Below are 23,465 nucleotides of genomic sequence, written 5' to 3' on the forward strand. Positions count from 1 at the left end.
TTAGCGAGCGGCGCCTCCGAGGTACCCGGAGCGGCGACCCTCACGCTCCGGCACCCCCGCACGGGGGCACGCACCAGCGGGCGAGCGCAGTGCGGGAGGTCACGCTCGAACAGTACGGGCGCCTCTCGGCGGGCGGGAGGGCTGGCGCCGCGCCGAGCCGATCCGGTAGTGCCGCCCGGTAGTGCCGCGCCGCCGGATCAGCGGCGCCCGCTCAGTGCGAGCCCATCCTCCGACGCAGCAGGTCGATGCGCGCCTGCAGCTGCGTCACGCTCGCCTGCGCCACTGCGGGCCCCCCGCAGAGGCGCCGCAGCTCGGTGTGCACCGCTCCGTGCGTCTCCCCCGTGCCGCGGGCCCAGAGCCCGACGAGGGAGTTGAGCAGGCTCCGCTGCTCCTTGAGCGTGCGGTAGAGCGGCGCCGGTATCTCGGCGGCCTTCGCCTCCGGAGCCGCCTGCGCAGCGGTGCGCCCGCCCGCGCGCTTCGCCTGCCGCTGCTGGCGGTGCTGCAGCAGCTCGCGGACCTGATCGGGTTCGAGCAGCCCCGGCAGCCCGATGAAGTCGAGCTCCTCCTCGCTCTCGACCTCCACCTCCATCCCGAACTCGGCGCCCTCGTAGACCACCCGGTCGAAGGTCGCCGCCGATCCGAGCGACTCGAAGCGCCCCTCGTCGAGCAGGTCGGAAGAGGCCTTTTCGCTGCGCTCGGCGTCGGCCATCATGTCGGCCTCGGGGTACTCCTCGTCGTCCGAGGAGCGGCGGTCGAGCGCGTGGTCCCGCTGCAACTCCATCGAGCCCGCGAGCGCGAGCAGCCCCGGCACGTTCGGCAGGAACACGGACGCCGTCTCCCCGCGTCGCCGCGCACGGACGAAGCGTCCGATCGCCTGGGCGAAGAACAGCGGAGTGGAGGCGGAGGTGGCGTAGACGCCCACGGCGAGTCGCGGTACGTCCACCCCCTCCGACACCATGCGGACGGCCACCATCCAGCGCGAGGAGTCCTGAGCGAACCCCTCGATCCGGTCGCTCGCCTCCTTCTCGTCCGAGAGGACGACGGTGACGCTCTCGCCACTGATCTCGCGGAGCATCGCGGCGTAGGCGCGGGCCGTGTAGTGGTCGGTCGCGATGACGAGCCCGCCCGCGTCGGGGATCGCGCGGCGCACCTCGGTGAGCCGGGTGTTCGCGGCGCGCAGGACCGAGGGGATCCAGTCGCCCTTCGGATCGAGCGCCGTCCGCCACGCCTGCGAGGTGATGTCCTTCGTGTTGCCCTCGCCGAGACGCGCCTCCATCTCGTCGCCGGCCTTCGACTTCCAGCGCATCTGGCCCGCGTAGACCATGAAGAGCACCGGACGCACGACCCCGTCGGCGAGCGCGCGGCCGTAGCCGTAGGAGTAGTCGGTCAGGGAGGTGCGGATCCCCTCCTCATCGGCGAGGTAGCTGACGAACGGGATCGGCGCCGTGTCCGAGCGGAACGGCGTCCCGGTGAGTGAGAGCCTGCGCACCGCGGGCTCGAACGCCTCGCGGACCGCGTCGCCCCAGCTCATCGCGTCTCCGGCGTGGTGCACCTCGTCGAGGATGACGAGCGTGCGCCCCGAGAGCGTGAGCTCGCGGTGCAGCTCGGCGCGCACGGCGACCTGCGCGTAGGTCACCGCGACCCCGTGGTAGTGGCGCGCGTGGCGTCCCATCCGGTTGGTGAAGGTGGGGTCGAGCCGGATGCCGACGCGGTGCGCGGCCTCGGCCCACTGCCGCTTGAGGTGCTCGGTCGGGGCGACGACGGTGATGCGGTCGACGGTGCGGTTGTGCAGCAGCTCGGCGGCGAGGCGCAGGGCGAACGTGGTCTTGCCCGCGCCCGGAGTCGCGGCGGCCAGGAAGTCGCGCGGCTCGTGCTCGAAGTACGACTCGAGGGCCTCCGCCTGCCACGCCCGGAGCTTGTTCGCCGTGCCCCACGGGGCCCGCCCGGGGAACGACGGGGACAGGTGCTCGGCCGCGGAGGTGCCGACCTGATGACCGAAGCTCGAGGGACTGTTCACGTGGGCAAAGGCTACGCGACGGCACCGACACCGGGGCGGCCTCCGCACTCCTCCGCGGGAGCATCGGCGTGTCGCGGTCGGTCGCTCGGCGGATCCCGGAGCGCCTCGGCCGGAGCAGAATGGAGGGATGGTCGAGTCCTCTCACACCTGGTCCCGCTTCGTCGCCCTGGGCGATTCGTTCACCGAGGGGATCGGTGATCCGGCCCCCTCGAGCCCGGGCGGGCACCGCGGGTGGGCCGACCGCGTCGCCGAAGTGCTCGGCAGCACCGACGATGACTTCACCTACGCCAATCTCGCGGTCCGCGGCCGGCTGCTCCAGCAGATCGTGGACGAGCAGATCGAGCCCGCCCTGGCCCTCCAGCCCGACCTGATCACGATCTCGGCCGGCGGCAACGACGTCATCCGCCCGCGCACCGACCCCGACGACATCGCCGCTCGGTTCGAGGCGGGTCTCGCGCGGCTGCGGTCGGGCGGCGCCACCGTCGTCCTCTTCACCGGAGTCGACGTGGGCTTCTCACCGGTCTTCAGCCGGATCCGCGGCAAGGTCGCGATCTACAACGAGAACCTCCGCGCTCTGGCGAAGCGCTACGGCTGCATCGTGGCCGATCAGTGGTCGCTCGAGGAGATCCAGGACGCGCGCATGTGGGCGCCCGACCGCCTCCACCTCAACCCGCACGGCCACCACGAGGTCGCCCGCATGGTCCTCGAGTCGCTCGGCGTCGAGAACTCGCTGCAGCCGTTCGCTCCGGAGCCGCTGCACGACGTCACCTGGCGCGCCGCGCGCACCGAGGACCTGCAGTGGGCACGCGAGTACCTCGTGCCGTGGGTCGTCCGCCGCGTCCGGCACCAGTCCTCGGGTGACTTCATCACCGCGAAGCGACCGTCGGCCGAGCCCTACCTGCGGCGGAGCATCCCGGGCACCGCCGTCGAGGGCAATGCGACCCCCGAGGAGGTCGCCGAGGACATCGCGACGGCGGGCGTCCGCATCGTCGACTAGCCGAACAGCTCGGCCGGGTGCGAGAGCCGCCAGCCGAACCCCGGGTCCTCGATCGTCCCGTCCGCGACCAGCGGCAGCTCGTACGGCGTTCCGCCGACCTCGACGGTCGCCGTGCCGATCCGCTCACCGTCCGCGACGGTCTCGAGCGGGTCCAGTGCCACTGTCGTCGACGTCGAGACCGCACCCCAGACCAGGACCGACTGGGCTGCGGCGGTCTCGGCGACCGCCGACTCGCCCCAGGCGCTCGTATAGGAGCCGTAGTCCTGCCCCTCGCTCGTCAGCGTCACCGAGTGGAACCCCGACTCCACCGTCGGGATCAGCGTCTCGATGTCGGCGGCGAGCTGCGGATGCGTCCGTGCACCGACGACGACGCCCACCAGCGTCACCGGCTGCCCCTCCACCGTGGTGTCGAGCGAGAACAGGAGGCATGCTCCGGCCTCGTCCGTCGTCCCCGTCTTGATGCCGTCGACGCCGGAGCGCCCGAGCAGCGTGTTGGTGTTCTCGAGGGCGCCCACCCCCGGGATCACCGCGGTCGGCAGCGCGACGATCGGCGCCAGCACCGGGTCGGCCACCAGCAGCTCGCCCAGTCGCACCATCTCGGAGGTGGTGCTCACCGTGTCCGGCGACAGCCCGCTCGTGTCGGTCACCACGGTGCGGGTCAGCCCCTGCCCGTCGAGCCACGCCCGCGCGGCGGCGAGGTAGGCGTCCTCAGAGCCGTAGGCCCAGATCGCGAGCGACTTGGCGTAGTTGTTGGCGGAGGGGAGCATCAGCACGGTGAGCGCCTGGCGCTCCGTGAGCTCCAGTCCGGCTGAGACCGGTGCGACGGAGCCGTTCTCGGCCACGGAGTCGTTGTAGTAGCCGACGTCGGCACTCGTGAACGTGATCGTGTCTCCGTCGGTGCCGTCGGCGATCGGCCTCGCCGCGAGGACCACCAGTGCTGTGACGACCTTGGCGATGCTCCCGGTCGGCACGGGGTCGCTCGAGCCGTAGCTCGCGAGCACGCCGCCCTCGCCCGAGCCGTCCATCCCCACGGCGGCGACGGCTCCGGAGCCGTAGGACGGCCAGGCGAGCACCGGAGCGTCGATCGAGGCGGCGGGCGGCTCGGCGACGACGGCGATCGCCGCGGGCAGCTCGGCGCTCGCCGCGTTCGCTCCGTAGGCGCCGCCCGCGCTGAGCAGGATCGCTCCGACGACGAGCGCGGCGATCGCGGCCGGGCGGCGGCTGCGGCGACGGGGACGAGTGGCCGGAGCCTCGCCCTCCTGTGCATCGAAGATGTCGAGCGGGGAGGTCGGCGAGGTCACCCGGCCATCGTAGAACGGCCGTCCCGGGTGGGGCGCGTGAGCGCCCACAGTGCCACCGCGCTCGCCGACGCGACATTCAGCGAGTCGACCCCGTGCAGCATCGGGATCGTGACCACGGCGTCGGCCGCGTCGAGCGCCGCCAGCGACAGACCGTCCCCCTCCGCGCCGAGCACGAGGGCGACGCGCTCGGGGCGGGCGTCGGCGTACTCGTCGAGCGGGACCGCGTCGGGTGCCAGAGCCAGGGCGGCGACCGAGAACCCGGCCGCGAGCAGCTCCGCCCTCGTCTCGCCCCACTCCGGCGTCCGCGTCCACGGCACCTGCAGCACCGTGCCCATGCTCACCCGCACGCTGCGGCGGTAGAGCGGGTCCGCGCAGCGCGGAGTGACCAGCACCGCGTCGGCCCCCATCCCGGCCGCGGCCCGGAAGACGGCTCCGACGTTCGTGTGGTCGACGAGGTCCTCGAGGATCACGACGAGCCGCGCCTCGGCAAGCAGCTCGCCCAGCGCAGGAAGGACCGGACGGTGCATCGAGGCGAGCGCGCCGCGGTGCAGATGGAACCCGGTCAGCTCCTCGATCACCGCATCCGGCCCCACGAAGACGGGCACGTCGGGGAAGCGCTCGAGCACCTCCGCGGCGTCCGGAAGCCGCTTCTCCTGCACCAGTACCGAGCGCGGCCGGTGGCCGGCGTCGAGCGCCCGGCCGATCACCTTCGCGGACTCGGCGATGTACAGCCCGCCCTCCGGCTCCAGCACGCGCCGGAGTGCCACGTCGGTGAGGCGGAGGTAGTCGGCGAGGAGGGGGTGGTCCAGGTCCGCGATGTGCACGATCGGCATCCCGGCACCCTAGAGCACGGGGCGGACTAAACTCGTCCGGGGCCTCCGCGCGATGCGGCGGTCCTCTGACAGGAGGCGCGGATGGAGTCGAGTCCGACACCGGTCGCCGACGGCACGAGAGCCGCCGCGATCGAGCAGGCCGTCGAACTCCTCGGCGGGCGGCGCATCGCCGCCGTCACCGGAGCCGGCGTGAGCACGGATTCGGGAATCCCCGACTACCGCGGCGCGGGCGCACCCGTCCGCACCCCGATGACCTACTCGCAGTTCGTCGCCGATCCCGACTACCGACGCCGCTACTGGGCCGGCAGCCAGCTCGGCTGGCGCCGCTTCACCGCGACCCTCCCCAACGACGGCCACCGGGCCCTCGCACGGCTCGAGGAGCGCGGCCTGCTGACCGGCGTCGTCACCCAGAACGTCGACGGGCTGCACGTCCGCGCCGGCTCCCGCCGGGTCGTCGATCTGCACGGCTCGGCCGACCGCGTCCGCTGCATGACGTGCGGTCAGTACTTCGCCCGAGACGCGGTGGCCGAGCGGATCGACACGCTCAACCCCTGGCTCGACGACCCGGACATCTCCTCGCTCAATCCCGACGGCGACGCCGAGGTGCACGACGTCTCGGCGATGATCGTTCCCGAGTGCACGGTCTGCGGCGGCATCCTCAAGCCAGACATCGTCTTCTTCGGCGAGTTCATCCCGACCGAGCGGTTCCAGGAGGCGCGCGCCATCGTCGCCGGCGCCGAGGCGCTCCTCGTGGCCGGCTCCTCGCTGGTCGTGAACTCCGGCATCCGCTTCCTCGAGATCGCCCGTCGCGGCAAGCTGCCCATCGTGATCGTCAACCGCGGCACCACCAAGGGCGACTCGCGCGCCAGCATCAAGATCGACGGAGGCACGAGCGAGGTCCTCCGCGTCCTCGCGGACCGCCTCCCCTCGCTCTGACCACCCGAAAGGCACACGTGACCCAGCTGACCCTCGTCCGACACGGGCAGACGGACTGGAACGCCGCGCGCCGCATCCAGGGCGCGAGCGACATCCCCCTCAACGACATCGGCCGCTCGCAGGCGAGGGCCGCCGCACGCCTCCTGCGCGAGCGCCCGTGGGACGCGGTCGTCGCGAGTCCGCTCGGCCGCGCCTACGAGACCGGGGCCATCATCGCGCGCGGTCTCGGGCTCGACGAGCCGCTCGTCGTCCCCGGTCTCGCCGAGCGCGCCTACGGCGAGGCCGAGGGCATGACCGCCGCCGATCTCCGCGAGCTGTTCCCCGCCGGCATCGAGGGTCAGCGCATCCCCGGCTGCGAGACCCGTCCCCAGGTCGTCGAGCGGGCGACCGCAGCGCTCCTCGAGGTGGCCGAGCGCTTCCCCGGCTCGCGGGTCGTCGTGGCGACCCATGGAGCCGTGATCGGCAGCCTCCTCCGCGCGCTGAGCGAGGACGCCCTCCCGCCGCAGGGCATCACGGTCGGCAACGGCTCGCGCCACGACTTCGCCATCGTCGACGGATCGCTGCAGATCGTCGCGTTCGACGATTCGGGCGACGTGGTCGTGGCCGACACCGATCTCGAGGACGTCCTGAACCCCGTTCCCGGGGCCTGAGCAGCGCTCAGCGGGTCCTGAGAGCCGCTCAGCGCCGCCCGAGCTGCGTCAGCAGCCCGAACAGCACCCGGGCGGAGTCGCGCCACGAGTACGCGGCGGCCCGCTCGCGCGAGCGGATCGACCGTTCCGCCCACAGGGCGGGATCCTCGAGCGACCGGACGCCGTCGGCGATCGACTTCGCGCTCGACGGATCGACGTAGACCGCGGCGTCGCCGCCGATCTCGCGGAAGATCGCGATATCGCTCACGACGACCGGGGTCCCGAGCGCCATCGCCTCGACCAGCGGGATGCCGAACCCCTCGTCCCGGCTCGCCGTGACCAGTGCGGTCGCGCGGGCGAGGACCTCCCGGTACTCCGCGTCGTCCGCCCCCTGGTGGAACACCAGCTTCGCCGTCGGCGCGAGCGAGCGGAGCGTCTCCACCGTCTCGTCGCTCGCCCGGCTCATCAGGTGCAGCTCGTAGTCGGGCAGCAGCCGCATGGCCCGCGCGAGGGACTCCACGTTCTTGTAGGGCATGAACGAGCCCATGTAGACGAGCGACCGGGCATCGGAGCGGTCGGGCAGCGACGCGGACAGCGCCGCGCTCGCCTCGTCGACCTCGCCCGCCGCGTTCGGCACGACCACCACGGGGCGGGTCGTGAGGCGGTGCTCGCGGATCAGCGAGCGGGTCGTCTCCGAGACGGTGACCACCGCATCCGCCCGCTGCAGCAGGCGCCGCTGCGGCCACCAGGCGAGGTGGTACACCCGCCAGAGCGCCCGCACCGGGGCCGGGAGATCGCGCGGAGGCGTGCGGTGGCGGTAGTAGATCAGATCGTGCACCGTGAGCACCAACCGGTAGCGGCGTCCGAGCGAGCCCATCGTCTGCATCGGCGAGAACACCACGTCGGGCTTCAGCCGGTTGACCAGCAGCGCGACGAACGGCTCGAACGGACCGGTCGGGCCGGTCACCTTCTCCCACGGGAGCGAGGGCAGCATCGCGAGCTGACGGCGGTCGCTGATCAGCATGGTCACGTCGTGCAGCCGGGCGAGCTCGCGCACGATCTCGGCCGTGTAGCGGCTGATGCCGTCGTGGCGCCCCAGCCGCGTGTACCGGCAGTCGACGACGATCCTCATCGGTCGATCCCTCCATCGAGCGCGCGGCGCAGCACCGCGGCGGCCTCGTCCGGCGTCTCGTAGTGGATCAGGTGGCCCACTCCGTCGATCACGTGCAGCCGAGCGTGCGGCAGAGCCTCGAGGAGCCGGTACTGAGCGGGCAGCGGAGTGATGTCGTCCTGGGCCGCCGCGATCAGCTGGGTGGGTACCGCGATGTCGCGCGCATACTCGCTCACGTCGTGGGAGACCGAGGCGCGGAACGCCTCCAGCACCGTGTCGCGCGACGCGAACGCGCTGAAGTAGCGGTCGTGCTGGTCGTGAACGAAGCGCCGCAGCGACGGGTCCTTCGTCTTCACCATCGTCAGGCTCATCACCCGCACGATCCGCGGGTCCCGCAGCAGGGCGAAGCCGAGGGCGCGCGGCAGGACAGCCCCGAGCCGGTAGTAGAGCACCGCGAGCCGGGTGAGCACACCGCGGGGTCCGGCCAGCGCCGGCGCCGCGATCGGGTTCACGAGCACCAGGAGGGGCGTCGGCAGCCCGCCGGCGACCGCGGCGGCGGCGACGATCGAGCCGAAGGAGTGGCCGAGCACGACCGCGCTCCCCCGCACCCCGAGCGCATCGAGGAACTCGCCGAGCCAGGCCGCGTAGCCGTCGACGTCGTGCGGGTGCGCCGTCATCGGAGGCGACGCTCCGAAGCCGGGCAGGTCGGGGGCGATCACCCGGACGTCCGCTCCCCCGGCCAGCAGCCGGGCGACGACGGGCTCGAGCCCGTGGTGCTCGCCGCGGAAGCCGTGCACCAGCACGAGCACCGTGCCCGCCGACGCGGAGCCGTAGGTCCAGTAGGCGGTGGGCGTCCCGGAGACGCTCACGACACCCTCGTCGATGGCGAGTCGTGCGAGGTCGTCCGCATAGGGTGAGGCAGTGGTCATGGCGTTCCCCATCGTAGGCACCGCCCGGTGAACTTCTCGCCGCAACGCCTTGCCTCACTCGATCCCACCCGGGAGCATGAGGACGCGCTCGCACCGCGTCGCGCCGCCCGTCACCCTGAGCGCCCTCCGCTCAGGACGCAGCAGAAGGAGCACCGTGAGCTTCACGTCGCCGATCCAACTCCCAGGACTCGCTCTCGACCCGCAGTGGTACCGCAGGGCGGTGTTCTACGAAGTGATGATCCGGACGTACGTCGACTCGAACGGAGACGGCGCCGGCGACATCAACGGACTCGCCTCGAAGCTCGACTACCTGCAGTGGCTCGGGGTCGACGCCCTCTGGCTCCCGCCGTTCTACCAGTCGCCCCTGCGCGACGGCGGCTACGACGTCTCGGACTTCAAGGCGATCCTCCCCGAGTTCGGCACGATGGAGGACTTCCGCGACCTCGTCCGCAAGGCGCACGAGCGCAACATGCGCATCGTGATGGACTTCCCGCTGAACCACACCAGCGACCAGCACGAGTGGTTCCAGCAGTCGCGGTCCGATCCCGAGGGCCCCTACGGCGACTTCTACGTCTGGAACGACACCGACGAGCGCTACCCCGACATCCGCATCATCTTCGTCGACACCGAGGACTCGAACTGGGCCTTCGACTCCGAGCGCCGTCAGTTCTACTTCCACCGCTTCTTCTCGCACCAGCCCGACCTCAACTTCGAGAACCCGGCGGTGCACGAGGCGATCCACGACATCGTCAGGTTCTGGCTCGACCTGGGCGTCGACGGCATCCGCCTCGACGCGATCCCCTACCTCTACGAGTCGGACGAGGGCAACGGCGAGGGCGAGCCGCCCACTCACGCCTTCATCAAGAACCTGCGCACGATGGTCGACCGCGACTACCCGGGCCGCATCCTCATCGCGGAGGCGAATCAGTGGCCGCGCGAGGTCGCCGCGTTCTTCGGCACCGAGGAGGAGCCGGAGTGCCACATGGCCTTCGACTTCCCCGTCATGCCGCGCATCTTCTACTCGCTCCGCGCGCAGACCGCGAACGAGCTCAAGAAGGTGCTCTCCGAGACCTTCGACATCCCCACCGGAGCCGCGTGGGGAGTGTTCCTCCGCAACCACGACGAGCTCACCCTCGAGATGGTCTCGGAGGAGTACCGCCAGGCGATGTACGGCTGGTACGCCTACGACCCGCGGATGCGATCGAACATCGGCATCCGGCGCCGACTCGCGCCGCTGCTCGACAACTCGCGCGCCGAGCTCGAGCTGATCAATGCGCTCCTGTTCTCCCTCGCCGGCAGCCCGTTCCTGTACTACGGCGACGAGATCGGGATGGGCGACAACATCTGGCTCAACGACCGCGACGCCTCCCGCACGCCGATGCAGTGGACGCCCGACCGCAACGCCGGCTTCTCGGCGGCCGACCCCGGCAAGCTCGTGCAGCCCGTCGTGCAGTCGCTGGTCTACCACTACAACCAGGTCAATGTGGAGGCGCAGCTGGCCCAGTCGCGCTCGCTCTTGCACTGGATGCGCAACGTGCTGCACGTGCGCCGCGGGCACCCGGCCTTCGGCCTCGGCGGCATGCGGGTCCTCGAGACCGACCACGAGTCGGTCCTCGCGTTCGTCCGCGAGTACGCGGGCTCCGGTACGGCGATGGGCGATCAGCCGGAGGACGTGCTGTGCGTCTTCAGCTTCAACCACAACCCGGTCTCGGTGACGATCACCGACCCCGAGAACGGAGGGTCGACCCTCTCTGATCTCTTCGGAGGCGGGCGCTTCCCCGGCTTCTCGGCCGACGGCACGCTCACCATGACGCTCGGCACCCAGGGCTTCTTCTGGCTGCACGTCACGAAGGCGCCCGAGCCGCGCTGACGCGGGACGACAGCACGCCGCGGGGCCTCCGGACGATGTCGGAGGCCCCGCCTAGTCTGATCGGGTGAGCATCACCGAGACAGGCACCGACGCGACGCTGTTCGACCTCGAGGCGGGAGGCGAGCCCTCCCCCGTGCGAGCAGCCGCGGTCGAACTCGACCCCTCGTTCGGACGGGCACTCGGCGGCACCCCGGTGCCCGATCCGGCCGCTCGACGCTGGTTCGACGAGCTCGCCGTCTTCGACCTCGAGACGACGGGGATCGATGTGCGGACGAGCCGCATCGTGACCGCCCACGTCGGCGTGATCGACGCCTCCGGCACACCGGTCGAGGCCACCACCTGGCTCGCCGACCCCGGCGTCGAGATCCCCGAGGGCGCGAGCGCCGTCCACGGCATCAGCACCGAGCACGCCCGGGCGCACGGGCGGGCGGCCGGCGAGGTCGTCGCCGAGATCTCGGAGGCGCTCCGCTCGCTCCTCGAGCGCGAGATCCCGGTGGTCGTCTACAACGCCCCCTACGACCTCTCCCTGCTGGCGCACGAGTCGCGCCGCTGGGGTGTGCCGGTCCTGCTCGACCCGAGCCCGATCATCGACCCCCTGGTCATCGACAAGGCCGTCGACCGCTACCGCAAGGGCAAGCGCACCCTCGTCCACGCCGCCGAGCACTACGGAGTCGCCCTCACCGACGCCCACGATGCCGGCGCCGACGCCGTCGCGGCCGGACGCCTGGCGCAGGCTCTCGGCCGCACGTTCGCCGACGAGCTGGGCAACGACGCCCGCGCGCTGCACGCGCTGCAGATCGACTGGTGCCGCACGCAGGCCGAGTCGTTCCAGGAGTACATGCGCCGCGTCCGCGACGAGGGCTTCACGGCCGACGGTGGCTGGCCCGTGCGCCACTGACCGACGCCCCACCGCTCAGGTGAGCGTGCGTCCCTCCGCGAGCAGAGCGACGTACTCGGCGATGCGCTTCGTGCGCGACTCCGGCCGCTTGAGCTGCTGCAGCCGGAAGAGGAACGCGAAGCGCTTCTGTCCCGTGACCGTCTCGAAGAACGCGCTCGCCGCCGGATCCGCGTCGATCGCCTCCTGCAGATCGGCGGGGACCTCCGCGCCCTTCTGGCGGTAGGCGGCCTCCCACCGGCCGTCCGCCTTCGCTCGCTCGATCTCGGCGTGGCCGGCCGGACGCATCCGTCCCTCGTCGATCAGGCGCGCGACGTGCTCCTGGTTCACCTTCGACCACGGGCTGGCACGGCGGCGAGGGGTGAAGGCCTGCAGGCTGAACTGGTCGTCGAAGGCACCGGCCTGCCCGTCGATCCAGCCGTGGCAGAGCGCGACGTCGAGTGCCTCGGCGTACGTGATGCCGGGATCGACCGCCGCCTTCTTGCGCATCTTCAGCCGCACTCCCCCGGGATCCGGTTGCCCGCTCAGGTACGCGTCCCACTCCTCTGCGGAGACGAACGGCAGGATCGGCTTGTCGGCCCACGACACCATGCCCGGACGCTACCGCACCCGCTCCCCTACGGGAACGCTCCGCCTCTGCCTCTCCGGCTCGCAGAATCCCGTTCGGCTCGCGAGACCGGCAGATTCCGGCACGCCGAACCGGATTCGACGAGCCCGAGTTGCTGATGCACGCCCGATCCTGCACCTCCGGCTCGTCGAATGAGGTTCGGCTCGTGGGATTCGCGACTTCCCGCGCGCCGAAGCACTTCTCACGAGCCGAAGTCGTTCTCGCGAGCCGATGCGAGCCGGACGCCCGCACCGCACGACGAAGGGCCCCCGACCGCGAGGTCGAGGGCCCTTCGGAGGAGCGTCCTACTTGCCGAAGTTCTTGTAGCGGCTGTTGAACTTCTCGACGCGGCCGGCCGAGTCCATGATGCGCTGCTTGCCCGTGTAGAACGGGTGCGAGGCCGACGAGATCTCGACGTCGATGACGGGGTAGGTCACGCCGTCGAGCTCGATGGTCTTGCTGCTCTTCGCGGTCGAACGGGTGAGGAAGGTCTCACCGGACGCGAGGTCGCGGAAGACGATGGCCTCGTACACGGGGTGGATGTCGGTCTTCATGGTCTTTTCCTGTCGCTGAGTGGTCCTGAACCGCACCTGTCGTCGACGGGAACGGGTGGAGTGGTGGTGGGCGCATCGCGGACGGGCCCGAACCAGCTGTCCACGCTACCAGATCCGGCGCGACGCGAGAAGGAGCGCCGCACCCGTGGTGGACACCGGTCAGCGCGCGCGCGCCGAGTAGCGCCCGCTCTCGCGGCTGAGCGCGATGTCGAGTCCGAACGTCTCGGCGAGCGTCGTCTCGGTGAGCGCCTCGTCGATCGGACCTGCGGCGACGACGCCGCCGTCGCGCAGGAGGAGGGCGTGTGTGAAACCGTCGGGGATCTCCTCGACGTGATGGGTGACCATGACGATGGCGGGCGACGCCGGGTCCTTCGCGAAGCCGCTGAGCAGCTGCACGAGCTCTTCGCGCGCGCCGAGGTCGAGGCTCGCGGCCGGCTCGTCGAGCAGCAGCAGCTCGGGGTCGGTCATGATCGCGCGAGCGATCTGGACGCGCTTCTGCTCGCCGTCCGAGAGCGTGCCGAAGGTGCGGTCGGCGAGGTGGTCGAGCTTCCACTCGGCCAGGACGCGGCGTGCGCGTCGCTCGTCGATCTCGTCGTAGCCCTCGTTCCAGCGGCCCGTGACGGCGTAGGCGGCGGTCATCACGACGTCGAGCACCGTCTCGCCGGCGGGCAGGCGGCGGGCCATCGCGGTCGAGGCGTAGCCGATCCGCGGGCGCAGCTCGAAGACGTCGACGCGGCCGAGCGTCTCCTCGAGCAGATGCGCCTGGCCGGTCGAGGGGTAGTTCTGCGCCGCCGCGATCTGGAGGATCGAGGTCTTCCCGGCGCCGTTCGGCCCGAGGACGACCCAGCGGTCCTCCTCGGCCACGGTCCACTCGACGTGATCGAGGATCCGCTTGCCGTTCCGGACGAAGGACACATCGACGAACGAGACAACACTGGGCATAGCGCCAATCCTAGGCGGAGGAGCGGAGCCGCTCAGACGAGCGAGGCGTAGATCGCGCGGGTGTCCCGGGCGATCTGGGTCCAGCTGAAGTCGCTCTGCGCGCGCTCGCGGCCGGCCGCGCCCATCCGCTTCGCCGCCTCGGGGTCGGCGACCACCTCGGCGAGGGCCGCGGCCAGGTCGGCGACGTAGCGGTCCGGATCGACCGGCGTCCCCGTCCCGTCGGTGACCTGCTCGATCGGCACGAGACGCCCGGTGACGCCGTCGACGACGACCTCCGGGATGCCTCCGGTGGCGGTCCCGACGACGGCCGCGCCGCACGCCATCGCCTCGAGGTTCACGATGCCCAGAGGCTCGTAGATCGACGGGCAGACGAACGTGGTCGCGGCGGTCAGCACGGCCGAGAGCTGGTGGCGCGGGAGGTGGCGGTCGATCCAGACGACGCCGGTGCGCTCCTCCTGCAGCCCTCGGACGAGGGCGGTGACCTCGGCCATGATCTCGGGAGTGTCGGGAGCGCCGGCGCAGAGGACCAGCTGCACCTCGGGGGGCAGGGTCGCCGCGGCCCGCAGCAGGTACGGCAGACCCTTCTGGCGCGTGATGCGGCCGACGAAGACCACGGAGGGGCGCGCCGGGTCGATGCCGAGCTCATGCAGGACGGCCTCGTCGTCGACGGGGTGCCACGCATCGAGGTCGATGCCGTTGTAGACGACGTGCACCTTGGCCGGGTCCAGTGCCGGGTACGAGCGGAGGATGTCGTTCCGCATCCCGCCCGAGACCGCGATGACCGCGTCGGCGCTCTCGTACGACTCGCGCTCGATCCAGCTCGACACGCGGTAGCCGCCGCCGAGCTGCTCGGCCTTCCACGGGCGCAGCGGTTCGAGGCTGTGCGCAGAGACGACGTGCGGGATCCCGTGCAGCAGCTGCGAGAGCCGGCCCGCGGCGTTGGCGTACCAGGTGTGGGAGTGGACCAGATCGGCACCGACGGTGTCCTGCGCGATCTGCAGGTCGACTCCGAGGGTCTGCAGTGCGCCGTTCGCCTGGGCGAGCTCAGCGGGTACCGGGTACGCGAAGGCCCCGGGCTCGTCGCGCGGCGCACCGAAGCAGCGCACCACGACATCGATGTCGGTGCGCAGCGCCTTGGTGAGCTCGGCCACGTGCACACCGGCTCCCCCGTACACCTCGGGCGGATATTCCTTGGTCAGCAGATCGACTCGCACACCCGAACCGTAGTACAGGCCCGCCTGCCCAGAAAGCCGGGTTCGCGGTGGGGTTGCGCACCCCTACTGTTGAGCCATGCAGTCAAAGAAGATTTTCGGCATCGTCCTCGCCGGCGGCGAGGGCAAGCGGCTCATGCCCCTGACGGCGGACCGGGCGAAGCCCGCGGTGCCCTTCGGCGGGCAGTACCGTCTCATCGACTTCGCGCTGTCGAACCTCATCAATTCCGGGCTCACCCAGATCGTCGTGCTGACCCAGTACAAGTCGCACTCGCTCGACCGGCACGTGTCGCAGACCTGGCGCCTCTCCGGGCTGCTCAACTCCTACGTCGCCTCCGTGCCCGCGCAGCAGCGCCTGGGCAAGCGCTGGTTCAGCGGTTCCGCCGACGCGATCCTGCAGAGCCTCAACCTGATCCGCGACGAGAAGCCCGACATCGTCGTCGTGGTCGGCGCGGACCACGTGTACCGCATGGACTTCTCGCAGATGATCGAGGCGCACATCGCGTCGGGTGCCAAGGCGACCGTCGCCGCGATCCGCCAGCCGATCGAGCTCGCCGACCAGTTCGGGGTCATCCAGCTCGCCGGCGACGAAGCGGGCGACGGCATCGTCCCCACCAGGATCGCCGAGTTCCTCGAGAAGCCCAAGGACCCGGTCGGCCTCGCCGACTCTCCGCACGAGGTGCTCGCCTCGATGGGAAACTACGTCTTCGACGCCGACGCCCTGATCGACGCGGTCATCCGCGACGGCGAGCTCTCCACGTCCGATCACGACATGGGCGGTGACATCATCCCCGACTTCGTCGCGCGCGGCGAAGCGGGGGTCTACGACCTCCAGCTCAACGACGTCCCCGGCTCGACCGATCGCGACCGCTACTACTGGCGCGACGTCGGGACCATCGACTCGTTCTACGAGGCCCACCAGGATCTGATCTCGGCGCTCCCGGTCTTCAACCTCTACAACCAGCAGTGGCCGATCTTCTCGTCGCAGCTGAACTCTCCGCCCGCCAAGATCGTGCGCGACGGCCGGGGCAACATGGGCTCGACGGTCGACTCCGTCGTGTCGCTCGGCACCGTGATCTCGGGCGCGCACATCGAGCGCAGCGTCATCGGGGCGTGGGTGAACATCGAATCGAACGCCACGGTCGCCGACTCCGTCGTCTTCGACAAGGTGCGGATCGGCCCTGACGCTCTGATCGCTCGCGCTATTCTCGACAAGGACGTCGTCGTCGAGCCCGGTGCCCGCGTCGGAGTCGACCACGACCACGACCGCGAGCGCGGGTTCACCGTCACCGAGTCGGGCATCACCGTCGTCGGCAAGGGCGTCGTCGTCCGCCCGTAGCACCCCCGCGGGCCGCACCGACCTCCCGCGATCACCGCGGACCGATCGATCGGACCGTCCATGAGTGAGCGCCCTCCCGCGCCTGCCCGCTTCCTCGTCGTCCTCGACGCCGACTCGACCCTCCTCCAGGACGAGGTGATCGAGCTCCTCGCCGCCCATGCCGGCTCCGCGGAGCTGGTCGCGGCGGTGACGGAGCGCGCGATGCGCGGCGAGCTCGACTTCGGCGAGAGCCTGCGGGAGAGAGTGGCGACGCTCTCGGGTCTCGACACCGCGGTCTGCGAGGGCGTCAGTGCCGACGTCCGCGTCACTCCCGGTGTCGAGGAGCTCGTCGCGGGCGTCCACCGCGCCGGCGGGCGCATCGGAGTCGTCTCGGGCGGCTTCCACGAGGTCCTCGACCCGGTCGCGGGGGGTCTCGGTCTGGACTTCATCCGCGCCAATCGGCTGACGAGCGGCGACGGTCGCCTGACCGGCGGTGTCGACGGCCCGATCATCGACGCCTCGGCGAAGGCCGCCGCACTGCAGGAGTGGGCCGCGGGGTCGGGCGTCCCCCTCTGCCGCACGATCGCGATCGGAGACGGCGCGAACGACCTCGAGATGATGGCCGTCGCCGCACTCGCCGTCGCCTTCAACGCGAAGCCCGTGGTGCGCGAGCGCGCCGACCTCGTCGTCGACGGTCTCGACCTCAGTCAGCTGCTGCCGGTGCTCGGCCTCCGCGGCTGACGCTCAGGCGAACGCGACGAGCGCCGCACACGACAGGGCGAGGGTCCAGCTCACCAGGGAGCCGACAAGGAAGTACTCGGCCTTCGCACCACTGGCGCCGTCCCGCGAGATCTCGGGGAACCGCACGATCCCCTTCGCCGCGAACACGGCGCCGGCCAGGCCGACCGCGCCCGCCAGAGTGAGCCCGGCGACCAGCATCCGCTCGAGCGGACCGATGGCCCGGCCACCGCGCAGATCCGGGAGGCGGACCTCCTCCGCCGGCGGTCGCGAGAGACGGGCGCGGAGCGGGAGCCTGCGCGGCGGCGGCCCCTCCGGCTGCGCCAGCTCGCGGTAGAGGGCGGCGCGCACGATGACGTTGCCGCTCTCGAGGAGGAACACCGCCGCTCCGAGCGCCATCAGCGCCTGATCGACGGGCGGGACAGGATCCGAGCGGCCGAGGGCCGTGTACACGTCGACGAGGGGGCCGGTCGCGGCCCCGCCGGAGCGGTCGGCCACTGAGAGCAGGAGGACGGCGACGACGAGCCCCGCGGCAGGCTTCAGACCACCCGGCGGGCGCCGCCCTTCAGCGGTGGTGGTGAGGAGGAGCCACGCCCCTCCGAGTGCGGCCACCACGACCACGCCGAGGAGTGGGGCCCCGAGGCCCACGAGCGCGGCCGCGAGCGCGACCGACCACAGTGCGATCACCGTGGCGGCTGCTGCTCGCCGAGCCAGGTGGGTCCTCAGCAGGTCAGCGCCACCGACGAGGCCGAGCAGCAGAGCGGTCAGCACTGGTCCTCCAGGAGTCGTGCCCCGGCCAGGAGCGCGCCCGCCCCCGACCGCCGCAGCGCCTGGGACACCGCCGACTGCGAGATCGACTCCTCGTCGGCGAGGGCTCTCTGCGAACGCCCCCTCAGCGTCCCGAGGACCAGCCGTCGATCACGGGAGCTCAGTGGAGAGACCAGGGTGTCGCGCGCCAGGAGGTAGGCGTTGATCGAGGCTTCGCCCGCGTCGGGCGCGTCGGGCGCGTCGGAGGCGATGTACCAGCCCCGGGCAGTGGGGACGCCGGTGTCCTGCAGCTCGTGGGCCCTGTCGATCGCTGCTCGCGCCCTCCACCAGCCCGGACCGTCCTGGAGAGCACCCGAGGTGCCGGAGCCGATGACCCGGATCGCGCCGGCCCCGAGGCCGACTCGGCAGTCGATCCCCTCGGGCAGCGACAGGCGCGCCTGCAGTGTGGCCACCAGCGCGGCGGCGACAGAGGCGTACACCGCCTGGAACTCGTCACCGACCGTGGCATGCAGCGCTTCGAGCGCCGGAACCGCCTGGTCGACCTCCTCGAACGCGAGCTCGATCAGGATCTGAGCGGCGTCGCGCTCGACGATCGTGCGCGAGCCGACGAGGTCCAGGAGCACCGCGACGGGAGTGGAGGAGGTCACGCGATAAGAATATAGCTGATATCTGCCCGATATAAGCTCTCGGCTTATACTCTGGGAGGGTCAGTGCCCCATTCCGAGGCCGCCGTCGACCGGGATGACGGCACCGGAGATGTAGTCGGCCTCCTCGCTCGCCAGCCAGCGGGTCACCCGGGCGACGTCGGTCGCCGTGCCGTATCGGGCGAGCGGGATGCTCGAGCGGTACTCCGCCTGCTGCTCGGCCGACAGCTCCGCCGTCATATCGGTCTCGATGAAGCCGGGCGCGACGACGTTGGCGGTGATGTTGCGGGCCCCGAGCTCGCGGGTCAGCGAGCGGGCGAAGCCGACGAGCGCTGCCTTCGACGAGGAGTAGTTGATCTGGCCGGGCGAGCCGTACAGGCCCACGACGCTCGAGATCAGGACGATGCGGCCGAAGCGCTTCTTGAGCATCCCCTTGGAGGCGCGCTTGACGACGCGGAAGGCACCGGTGAGGTTCGTGTCGAGGACCGAGGTGAAGTCGTCCTCCGACATGCGGAGCAGGAGCATGTCGCGGGTGATGCCGGCGTTGGCCACGAGGACCTCGACCGGGCCGAGCTCGGCCTCGATCTGCGTGAAGGCGGCGTCGATGGAGGCGCTGTCGGTCACATCCGCGACCACCGTGAGCGACCCCTCGGGGCCCGAGCCGGAGCGAGCGGTGACGGCGACGCGATGACCGGCCGCCACGAACTCCTCGGCGATGGCGTAGCCGATCCCTCGGTTGCCTCCGGTGACGAGGACGGTGCGCGGCGTGGTCATGGTGTCCCTCCTGCCGGTGCGCAGATGGCGCCGGACGACCCGTACATCCTAGAGGCGCCGCGCGCAACAGATTCCGGGAACACGGCGCGCAGGGCTCCGTCCGTTCACGGAGACGTAGGCTTGCAGGGCTGTGAAACCACGTGAATCGCTCACCACTCTTCCACCGTCGCCGACTGATGCGCGGCACTCTCGTGTGGTCAAATACTCGATCGCGATGAGCATCAGGATGATCTGCGTGATCTGCCTGATCTTCGCCCAGGGCTGGTGGCTCGCGTTCTTCGCCGTCGGGGCGATCGTGCTCCCCTACTTCGCCGTCGTGCTCGCCAACGTCGGCGGCCTCGGCGAGAGCGGGACCGTTCAGCGGCCCGGAGCCGTCGTGCTGGCCCGCCCCGTGCAGTACCCGTCAGCGGCGCCGGAGACCGATTCGTCGAGCGCGCCCGAGGGCGGCGATCCGGCCGGCGGACGTCCGTGATCTCTCTCGGGACGACTCCGCACGCGCAGACCTGCTCACGGGCGGGCTGCACGCGGGTCGCCACCTGGGCCGTGGAGTGGCGGAACCCTCGCATCCACTCGGAAGACCGGCGCAAGACCTGGCTGGCCTGCGGCGAGCACCTCGATCACCTGCGCGAGTTCCTCGCCGCGCGAGAGTTCCCGCTCGAGGTGAAGCCGCTCCAGACGATGGACCGGGGAGCCGCGCAGTGACCAGTGGCAGCGCCTTCACAGAGGTGCGGCCTGTAGCGTGACGAGCATGGTTCCCCGCGCGTCCTGGCGTTTCGCGTTCTCGCGACGCTGGTTCGGCTATCTCGCCCTCACCGTCGTCTTCGCCGTCGCCTGCGTGCTCCTGTCGCGCTGGCAGGTCGCCCGGCTCGATGAGGCGGCGAGCACCAATCGGCTCGTCAGTGCGAACTGGTCGGCGGATCCCGTCGCGCTCGACAGCCTCCTCGGAGCGGGGTCGTACTGGGACGACGCGCTCGAGTACCGGCCGGTCGAGGTCACCGGGGTCTACGAGACCAGCGACCAGACGCTCGTGCGCAACCGGCCCTACAACGGCAACCCGGGCTTCGAGATCCTCACTCCGCTCCGTCTCGATGACGGCAGCGTCTTCGTCATCGACCGCGGCTGGGTCCCCGTCGGATCCCAGCAGGACTCCCCCGATGCGATCCCGGCTCCCCCGGAGGGCGAGGTGACCGTGGTGGCGCGCCTCAAGCCGGCAGAGGGACGCATCGACGGACGCTCGGCGCCGGCCGGGCAGATCGCCACGATCCAGCTCGACGACCTGTCGGCACAGCTCGACCAGCCGCTGCGGACGGCGGCCTATGGACTCCTCGTCGCGGAGTCGCCCGCGCCGATCGACGCTCCGCCGCTCGCTGCGCTGAAGCCGGTCGCCGACGAGGGGCTGCACATCAGCTACGCCATCCAGTGGGTGCTGTTCGCCCTGATGGGCTTCGGCGGGCTGGGCTGGGCCATCCGGCACGAGTACCGCCTCCGCAACGCCGACGACCCCGAGGTGATCGCCGCCGAGGAGCGCCGCGAGGAGCGCCGGCTGAAGCGCGGCCGCACCGACGCCGAGATCGAGGACGAGCTGCTCGACGCCTCGCGCTGAGCGTGCGGCGCTACGCCAGCGTGATCAGGTCGAGGTAGTCCGTGGTCCAGTGGTCCTCGATGCCCTCCGGCATGATCAGCACGCGCTCCGGGTTGAGCGCCTCGACGGCGCCCTCGTCGTGGCTGACGAGCACGACCGCGCCCTCGTAGTGCGCGAGGGCGTCGAGGATCTCGTCGCGGCTCGCCGGGTCGAGGTTGTTCGTCGGCTCGTCGAGCAGCAGGACGTTCGCGCCCGAGACGACGATCATGGCCAGCGCCAGGCGCGTCTTCTCACCGCCCGAGAGGACACCCGCCGGCTTGTGCGAGTCGTCCCCGGTGAAGAGGAAGGAGCCGAGCACACGGCGTGCCTCGGTCTCGGTGAGGTTCGGGCTCGCCGAGACCATGTTCTCGAGCACCGAGCGCTTGACGTCGATCGTCTCGTGCTCCTGGGCGTAGTAGCCGATCCGGAGGCCGTGGCCGGCTTCGATCGACCCGGTATCGGGAGCGTCGACCCCGCCGAGGATCCGGAGCAGCGTCGTCTTGCCCGCTCCGTTCAGCCCGAGGATGACGACCTTCGACCCGCGGTCGATCGCGAGATCCACGGCGGTGAAGATCTCGAGCGAGCCGTAGCTCTTCGAGAGGTTCTGCGCCTGCAACGGGGTGCGCCCGCACGCGGACGGAGTCGGGAAGCGGAGCTTGGCCACGCGGTCGACCGCGCGGACCTCCTCGAGCCCGCTGAGCATCCGCTCGGCGCGCGCGACCATCTGGTGCGCCGCGGCGGCCTTCGAGGCCTTCGCGCCGAACTTGGCGGCCTGCAGCTGCAGGGCCCCGGCCTTCTTCTCGACGTTGACGCGCTCTTTCTTGCGTCGCTCCTCGTCCGCGGCGCGCTGGCGCTGGTAGTTCTTCCAGTTCATGTTGTAGACGTCGATGACCTGGCGGTTGGCGTCGAGGTAGAAGACGCGGTTGACCGTCTCGCCGACCAGCTCGATGTCGTGGCTGATCACGATGAACCCACCCCGGTAGCCCTTGAGGAACTCGCGGAGCCAGACGACGGAGTCGGCATCGAGGTGGTTGGTCGGCTCGTCGAGGATCAGCGTGCTCGCATCCGAGAAGAGGATGCGCGCGAGCTCGATCCGCCGCCGCTGCCCACCGGAGAGCGTCTTCAGCGGCTGATCGAGGATGCGGTCGGGCAGGTTGAGGTTGCTGGCGATCGACGCCGCCTCCGCCTCGGCCGCGTAGCCGCCGAGCGAGAGGAAGCGGTCGGTCAGGTTGCCGTACTTCTTCATCCCGGCCTCGCTGACCGCCGTGTCGCTGCTGGACATCGCGACGGTCGCCTCCTGCATGCCGAGCACGAGCTGTCCGAGGCCGCGGGCGTCGAGGATGCGCGTGCGCGCCAGCTCCTCGGGGTCCCCGGAGCGCGGGTCCTGCGGGAGGTAGCCGATCTCACCGCCGCGGTCGACGGAGCCCTTCGCCGCGATGAGGTCGCCGGCGAGCACCTTGGTCAGCGTCGTCTTCCCGGCTCCGTTGCGGCCGACGAGGCCGACCTTGTCGCCGTCGCCGACCCGGAAGGAGACGTTCTCCATCAGGAGTCGGGCGCCGACTCGGAGTTCGAGGTCGTGCACGCTGAGCACTGTGCTGTCCGTTCTCGCCAAGAAATGGCGGTCCGTTCGAGAGGTGTGGGGCAAGGAGCCGCGATGCGGCAGCCCCCTAGTATATTTCCTGAGCCGCGGGGCGGATCCACGTCCGCTTCCCGCGGACGCGTTCGGTCCTCGCTCTCGGGCGACACGGTCTTGGGAGACACAGACATGTCCAACTACTCGCTCGCTCCGTCGCGTCCGGTCCTCGCGGACCGACTGTTCACGCGATCGATCGCCACCGACCTCGTGCTGGTCCTCGCGGGCGCCGGCCTCACCGCCGCCATGGCGCAGCTCTACATCCCGATGTGGCCCGTCCCGATCACCGGGCAGACCTTCGCGGTGCTCCTTGTCGGCACGACCCTCGGGGCACTCCGCGGCGCGCTGTCGATGCTCGTCTACGCCCTGGTCGGCGCGCTCGGCGGCCCGATCTTCACCGAGGCCTCGAGCGGCTGGTCGGTGATCGCCGGTCCTACCGGCGGCTACATCGTCGGCTTCGTCCTGGCCGCGATCGTCACCGGCTGGCTCGCGCAGCGCCAGTGGGACCGCCGCGTCGTCGGAACCCTCGTCACGTTCCTCGCGGGCACTGCCACGATTTACCTGGTCGGCCTCCCCTGGCTCGCGACCGCCCTCGCCTCGCTGGGCGTCCCGGCCGACCTCGGCTCGGTGCTCAACGCCGGTCTCGTGCCGTTCCTCATCGGAGACGCTCTCAAGGCCCTGGTCGCGGCGGCGCTGCTGCCGGCCGGCTGGGCACTGCTCTCGCGTCGCACGCGCTGACGCACGACCCGCAACGACGGAGGGCCCGGAGGATGATCCTCCGGGCCCTTCGTCGTACAGGGTGACTAGATCGAGAAGCCGAGCGCGCGCATCATGTCGCGGCCGTCCTCGGTGATCCGCTCCGGACCCCACGGCGGCATCCAGACCCAGTTGATCCTGAACGCGTCGACGATGCCGTCGAGCGACTCGGCGGTCTGCTCCTCGAGCACGTCCGTAAGCGGGCAGCCGGCGGAGGTGAGCGTCATGTGGATCACGAGAGCGTCGTTCTCGTCGTCCCAGCCCAGATCGTAGATCAGTCCGAGATCGACGACGTTGATCCCGAGCTCGGGGTCCATGACGTCCTTGAGCGCCTCCTCGACCTTGTCGAAGAGCTGCGGCTCGAGCGTGGTGACCCCCACG

General features: G+C 71.0%; 25 protein-coding genes. 11 read left to right on the forward strand and 14 right to left on the reverse strand.

Features of this window, described 5'->3' with window-relative positions; genetic code table 11:
• Nucleotides 1–211: 211 nt before the first annotated feature.
• Nucleotides 212–2,017: a DEAD/DEAH box helicase gene (locus ASG06_RS12585; RefSeq protein ID WP_056042740.1), complete on the reverse strand. Its 1,806-nt coding sequence runs from the start codon at nt 2,015–2,017 to the stop codon at nt 212–214.
• Nucleotides 2,018–2,144: 127 nt separating this feature from the next.
• On the opposite strand from ASG06_RS12585, the gene ASG06_RS12590 reads away from it, so the two are divergent.
• Nucleotides 2,145–3,014: an SGNH/GDSL hydrolase family protein gene (locus ASG06_RS12590; protein WP_082499212.1), complete on the forward strand. Its 870-nt coding sequence runs from the start codon at nt 2,145–2,147 to the stop codon at nt 3,012–3,014.
• On the opposite strand, the gene ASG06_RS12595 is transcribed toward ASG06_RS12590, so the two are convergent.
• Complete coding sequence (locus ASG06_RS12595; protein WP_056042742.1) at nt 3,011–4,315, reverse strand: D-alanyl-D-alanine carboxypeptidase family protein; 1,305 nt, start codon at nt 4,313–4,315, stop codon at nt 3,011–3,013. The genes ASG06_RS12590 and ASG06_RS12595 overlap by 4 nt on opposite strands.
• Entirely contained in the window at nt 4,312–5,148 is an 837-nt protein-coding gene (locus ASG06_RS12600) for a TrmH family RNA methyltransferase (RefSeq protein WP_056042744.1), read from the reverse strand. The genes ASG06_RS12595 and ASG06_RS12600 overlap by 4 nt, the downstream gene beginning before the upstream one ends.
• 81 nt (nt 5,149–5,229) lie before the next feature.
• Between ASG06_RS12600 and ASG06_RS12605 the strand changes: the two genes are divergently transcribed.
• Together ASG06_RS12605 and ASG06_RS12610 are read left to right on the forward strand one after the other, a co-directional pair.
• Nucleotides 5,230–6,084 (forward strand): Sir2 family NAD-dependent protein deacetylase, encoded by an 855-nt coding sequence (locus ASG06_RS12605; protein ID WP_056042746.1) that lies wholly within the window; start codon nt 5,230–5,232, stop codon nt 6,082–6,084.
• Nucleotides 6,085–6,101: 17 nt separating this feature from the next.
• A complete protein-coding gene (locus ASG06_RS12610; protein ID WP_082499213.1) occupies nt 6,102–6,734 on the forward strand; it encodes a histidine phosphatase family protein in 633 nt (210 codons plus the stop codon).
• Nucleotides 6,735–6,762: 28 nt separating this feature from the next.
• Here ASG06_RS12610 and ASG06_RS12615 read toward each other — a convergent pair whose 3' ends face one another.
• Nucleotides 6,763–7,845, reverse strand: a complete 1,083-nt coding sequence (locus ASG06_RS12615; RefSeq protein WP_056042748.1) for a glycosyltransferase family 4 protein — start codon at nt 7,843–7,845, stop codon at nt 6,763–6,765.
• Nucleotides 7,842–8,753, reverse strand: a complete 912-nt coding sequence (locus tag ASG06_RS12620) for an alpha/beta fold hydrolase (protein WP_056042750.1) — start codon at nt 8,751–8,753, stop codon at nt 7,842–7,844. Before ASG06_RS12620 ends, ASG06_RS12615 begins: the two co-directional genes overlap by 4 nt.
• 154 nt (nt 8,754–8,907) lie before the next feature.
• Here ASG06_RS12620 and treS point away from each other — a divergent pair, with 154 nt between their 5' ends.
• Both treS and ASG06_RS12630 read left to right on the forward strand, forming a co-directional pair.
• Nucleotides 8,908–10,623: a maltose alpha-D-glucosyltransferase gene (gene treS, locus ASG06_RS12625; RefSeq protein WP_056042753.1), complete on the forward strand. Its 1,716-nt coding sequence runs from the start codon at nt 8,908–8,910 to the stop codon at nt 10,621–10,623.
• Nucleotides 10,624–10,816: 193 nt separating this feature from the next.
• Nucleotides 10,817–11,521 carry an exonuclease domain-containing protein gene (locus ASG06_RS12630; RefSeq protein WP_056043485.1) on the forward strand — a complete coding sequence of 235 codons (705 nt, stop codon included), beginning with the start codon at nt 10,817–10,819 and terminating at the stop codon, nt 11,519–11,521.
• A 15-nt stretch (nt 11,522–11,536) separates the two neighbouring features.
• On the opposite strand, the gene ASG06_RS12635 is transcribed toward ASG06_RS12630, so the two are convergent.
• From ASG06_RS12635 to glgA, 4 genes are all read right to left on the reverse strand, one after another.
• The gene (locus ASG06_RS12635; protein WP_056042755.1) at nt 11,537–12,109 is read right to left on the reverse strand and encodes a YdeI/OmpD-associated family protein; all 573 of its coding nucleotides are present in this window, start codon (nt 12,107–12,109) and stop codon (nt 11,537–11,539) included.
• 321 nt (nt 12,110–12,430) lie between these two features.
• Complete coding sequence (locus ASG06_RS12640) at nt 12,431–12,679, reverse strand: type B 50S ribosomal protein L31 (RefSeq protein WP_056042757.1); 249 nt, start codon at nt 12,677–12,679, stop codon at nt 12,431–12,433.
• Between the two features lie 159 nt (nt 12,680–12,838).
• On the reverse strand, nt 12,839–13,621 hold the full coding sequence (locus ASG06_RS12645; RefSeq protein ID WP_056042760.1) for an ABC transporter ATP-binding protein: 783 nt from the start codon (nt 13,619–13,621) through the stop codon (nt 12,839–12,841).
• A gap of 32 nt (nt 13,622–13,653) precedes the next feature.
• Nucleotides 13,654–14,835, reverse strand: coding sequence for a glycogen synthase (glgA, locus tag ASG06_RS12650; RefSeq protein WP_056042762.1), 1,182 nt, complete (start codon nt 14,833–14,835; stop codon nt 13,654–13,656).
• Between the two features lie 76 nt (nt 14,836–14,911).
• Here glgA and ASG06_RS12655 point away from each other — a divergent pair, with 76 nt between their 5' ends.
• Both ASG06_RS12655 and serB read left to right on the forward strand, forming a co-directional pair.
• On the forward strand, nt 14,912–16,171 hold the full coding sequence (locus tag ASG06_RS12655; protein ID WP_056042763.1) for a glucose-1-phosphate adenylyltransferase: 1,260 nt from the start codon (nt 14,912–14,914) through the stop codon (nt 16,169–16,171).
• A 60-nt stretch (nt 16,172–16,231) separates the two neighbouring features.
• Nucleotides 16,232–16,891: a phosphoserine phosphatase SerB gene (gene serB, locus ASG06_RS12660; RefSeq protein WP_056042765.1), complete on the forward strand. Its 660-nt coding sequence runs from the start codon at nt 16,232–16,234 to the stop codon at nt 16,889–16,891.
• A gap of 3 nt (nt 16,892–16,894) precedes the next feature.
• Here serB and ASG06_RS20265 read toward each other — a convergent pair whose 3' ends face one another.
• Genes ASG06_RS20265 through ASG06_RS12675 form a run of 3 tightly spaced genes read right to left on the reverse strand, consistent with a single transcriptional unit; the run spans nt 16,895 to nt 19,074 of the window.
• Nucleotides 16,895–17,659, reverse strand: a complete 765-nt coding sequence (locus ASG06_RS20265) for a hypothetical protein (protein ID WP_056042768.1) — start codon at nt 17,657–17,659, stop codon at nt 16,895–16,897.
• On the reverse strand, nt 17,653–18,303 hold the full coding sequence (locus ASG06_RS12670) for a SatD family protein (RefSeq protein WP_056042769.1): 651 nt from the start codon (nt 18,301–18,303) through the stop codon (nt 17,653–17,655). Before ASG06_RS12670 ends, ASG06_RS20265 begins: the two co-directional genes overlap by 7 nt.
• Before the next feature lie 60 nt (nt 18,304–18,363).
• Entirely contained in the window at nt 18,364–19,074 is a 711-nt protein-coding gene (locus ASG06_RS12675; RefSeq protein ID WP_056042771.1) for a beta-ketoacyl-ACP reductase, read from the reverse strand.
• Between the two features lie 130 nt (nt 19,075–19,204).
• Between ASG06_RS12675 and ASG06_RS12680 the strand changes: the two genes are divergently transcribed.
• Genes ASG06_RS12680 through ASG06_RS12690 form a run of 3 tightly spaced genes read left to right on the forward strand, consistent with a single transcriptional unit; the run spans nt 19,205 to nt 20,677 of the window.
• The gene (locus tag ASG06_RS12680; RefSeq protein WP_082499214.1) at nt 19,205–19,546 is read left to right on the forward strand and encodes a DUF3099 domain-containing protein; all 342 of its coding nucleotides are present in this window, start codon (nt 19,205–19,207) and stop codon (nt 19,544–19,546) included.
• Nucleotides 19,543–19,776 (forward strand): hypothetical protein, encoded by a 234-nt coding sequence (locus ASG06_RS12685; RefSeq protein ID WP_056042773.1) that lies wholly within the window; start codon nt 19,543–19,545, stop codon nt 19,774–19,776. Before ASG06_RS12680 ends, ASG06_RS12685 begins: the two co-directional genes overlap by 4 nt.
• Nucleotides 19,777–19,822: 46 nt before the next feature.
• On the forward strand, nt 19,823–20,677 hold the full coding sequence (locus ASG06_RS12690; RefSeq protein ID WP_056042775.1) for an SURF1 family cytochrome oxidase biogenesis protein: 855 nt from the start codon (nt 19,823–19,825) through the stop codon (nt 20,675–20,677).
• Nucleotides 20,678–20,687: 10 nt separating this feature from the next.
• Here ASG06_RS12690 and ASG06_RS12695 read toward each other — a convergent pair whose 3' ends face one another.
• Entirely contained in the window at nt 20,688–22,286 is a 1,599-nt protein-coding gene (locus ASG06_RS12695; protein WP_056042777.1) for an ABC-F family ATP-binding cassette domain-containing protein, read from the reverse strand.
• A 174-nt stretch (nt 22,287–22,460) separates the two neighbouring features.
• On the opposite strand from ASG06_RS12695, the gene ASG06_RS12700 reads away from it, so the two are divergent.
• Nucleotides 22,461–23,066, forward strand: a complete 606-nt coding sequence (locus ASG06_RS12700; protein ID WP_056042779.1) for a biotin transporter BioY — start codon at nt 22,461–22,463, stop codon at nt 23,064–23,066.
• Between the two features lie 65 nt (nt 23,067–23,131).
• Here ASG06_RS12700 and ASG06_RS12705 read toward each other — a convergent pair whose 3' ends face one another.
• Nucleotides 23,132–23,464, reverse strand: a complete 333-nt coding sequence (locus ASG06_RS12705; RefSeq protein ID WP_082499215.1) for a metal-sulfur cluster assembly factor — start codon at nt 23,462–23,464, stop codon at nt 23,132–23,134.
• Nucleotide 23,465: the final 1 nt, after the last annotated feature.

The sequence above is a fragment of the Rathayibacter sp. Leaf185 genome, assembly GCF_001423885.1.
GTDB lineage: Bacteria > Actinomycetota > Actinomycetes > Actinomycetales > Microbacteriaceae > Rathayibacter.

Coding starts and splice junctions, on each gene's coding strand:
- ASG06_RS12620 (WP_056042750.1), bottom strand. CDS start 8,753: ATGACCACTGCCTCACCCTATGCGGACGACCTCGCACGACTCGCCATC.
- ASG06_RS12590 (WP_082499212.1), top strand. CDS start 2,145: ATGGTCGAGTCCTCTCACACCTGGTCCCGCTTCGTCGCCCTGGGCGAT.
- serB (WP_056042765.1), top strand. CDS start 16,232: ATGAGTGAGCGCCCTCCCGCGCCTGCCCGCTTCCTCGTCGTCCTCGAC.
- ASG06_RS12675 (WP_056042771.1), bottom strand. CDS start 19,074: ATGACCACGCCGCGCACCGTCCTCGTCACCGGAGGCAACCGAGGGATC.
- ASG06_RS12655 (WP_056042763.1), top strand. CDS start 14,912: ATGCAGTCAAAGAAGATTTTCGGCATCGTCCTCGCCGGCGGCGAGGGC.
- ASG06_RS12645 (WP_056042760.1), bottom strand. CDS start 13,621: ATGCCCAGTGTTGTCTCGTTCGTCGATGTGTCCTTCGTCCGGAACGGC.
- ASG06_RS12605 (WP_056042746.1), top strand. CDS start 5,230: ATGGAGTCGAGTCCGACACCGGTCGCCGACGGCACGAGAGCCGCCGCG.
- ASG06_RS12690 (WP_056042775.1), top strand. CDS start 19,823: ATGGTTCCCCGCGCGTCCTGGCGTTTCGCGTTCTCGCGACGCTGGTTC.
- ASG06_RS12640 (WP_056042757.1), bottom strand. CDS start 12,679: ATGAAGACCGACATCCACCCCGTGTACGAGGCCATCGTCTTCCGCGAC.
- ASG06_RS12615 (WP_056042748.1), bottom strand. CDS start 7,845: ATGAGGATCGTCGTCGACTGCCGGTACACGCGGCTGGGGCGCCACGAC.
- ASG06_RS12635 (WP_056042755.1), bottom strand. CDS start 12,109: ATGGTGTCGTGGGCCGACAAGCCGATCCTGCCGTTCGTCTCCGCAGAG.
- ASG06_RS12600 (WP_056042744.1), bottom strand. CDS start 5,148: ATGCCGATCGTGCACATCGCGGACCTGGACCACCCCCTCCTCGCCGAC.
- ASG06_RS12700 (WP_056042779.1), top strand. CDS start 22,461: ATGTCCAACTACTCGCTCGCTCCGTCGCGTCCGGTCCTCGCGGACCGA.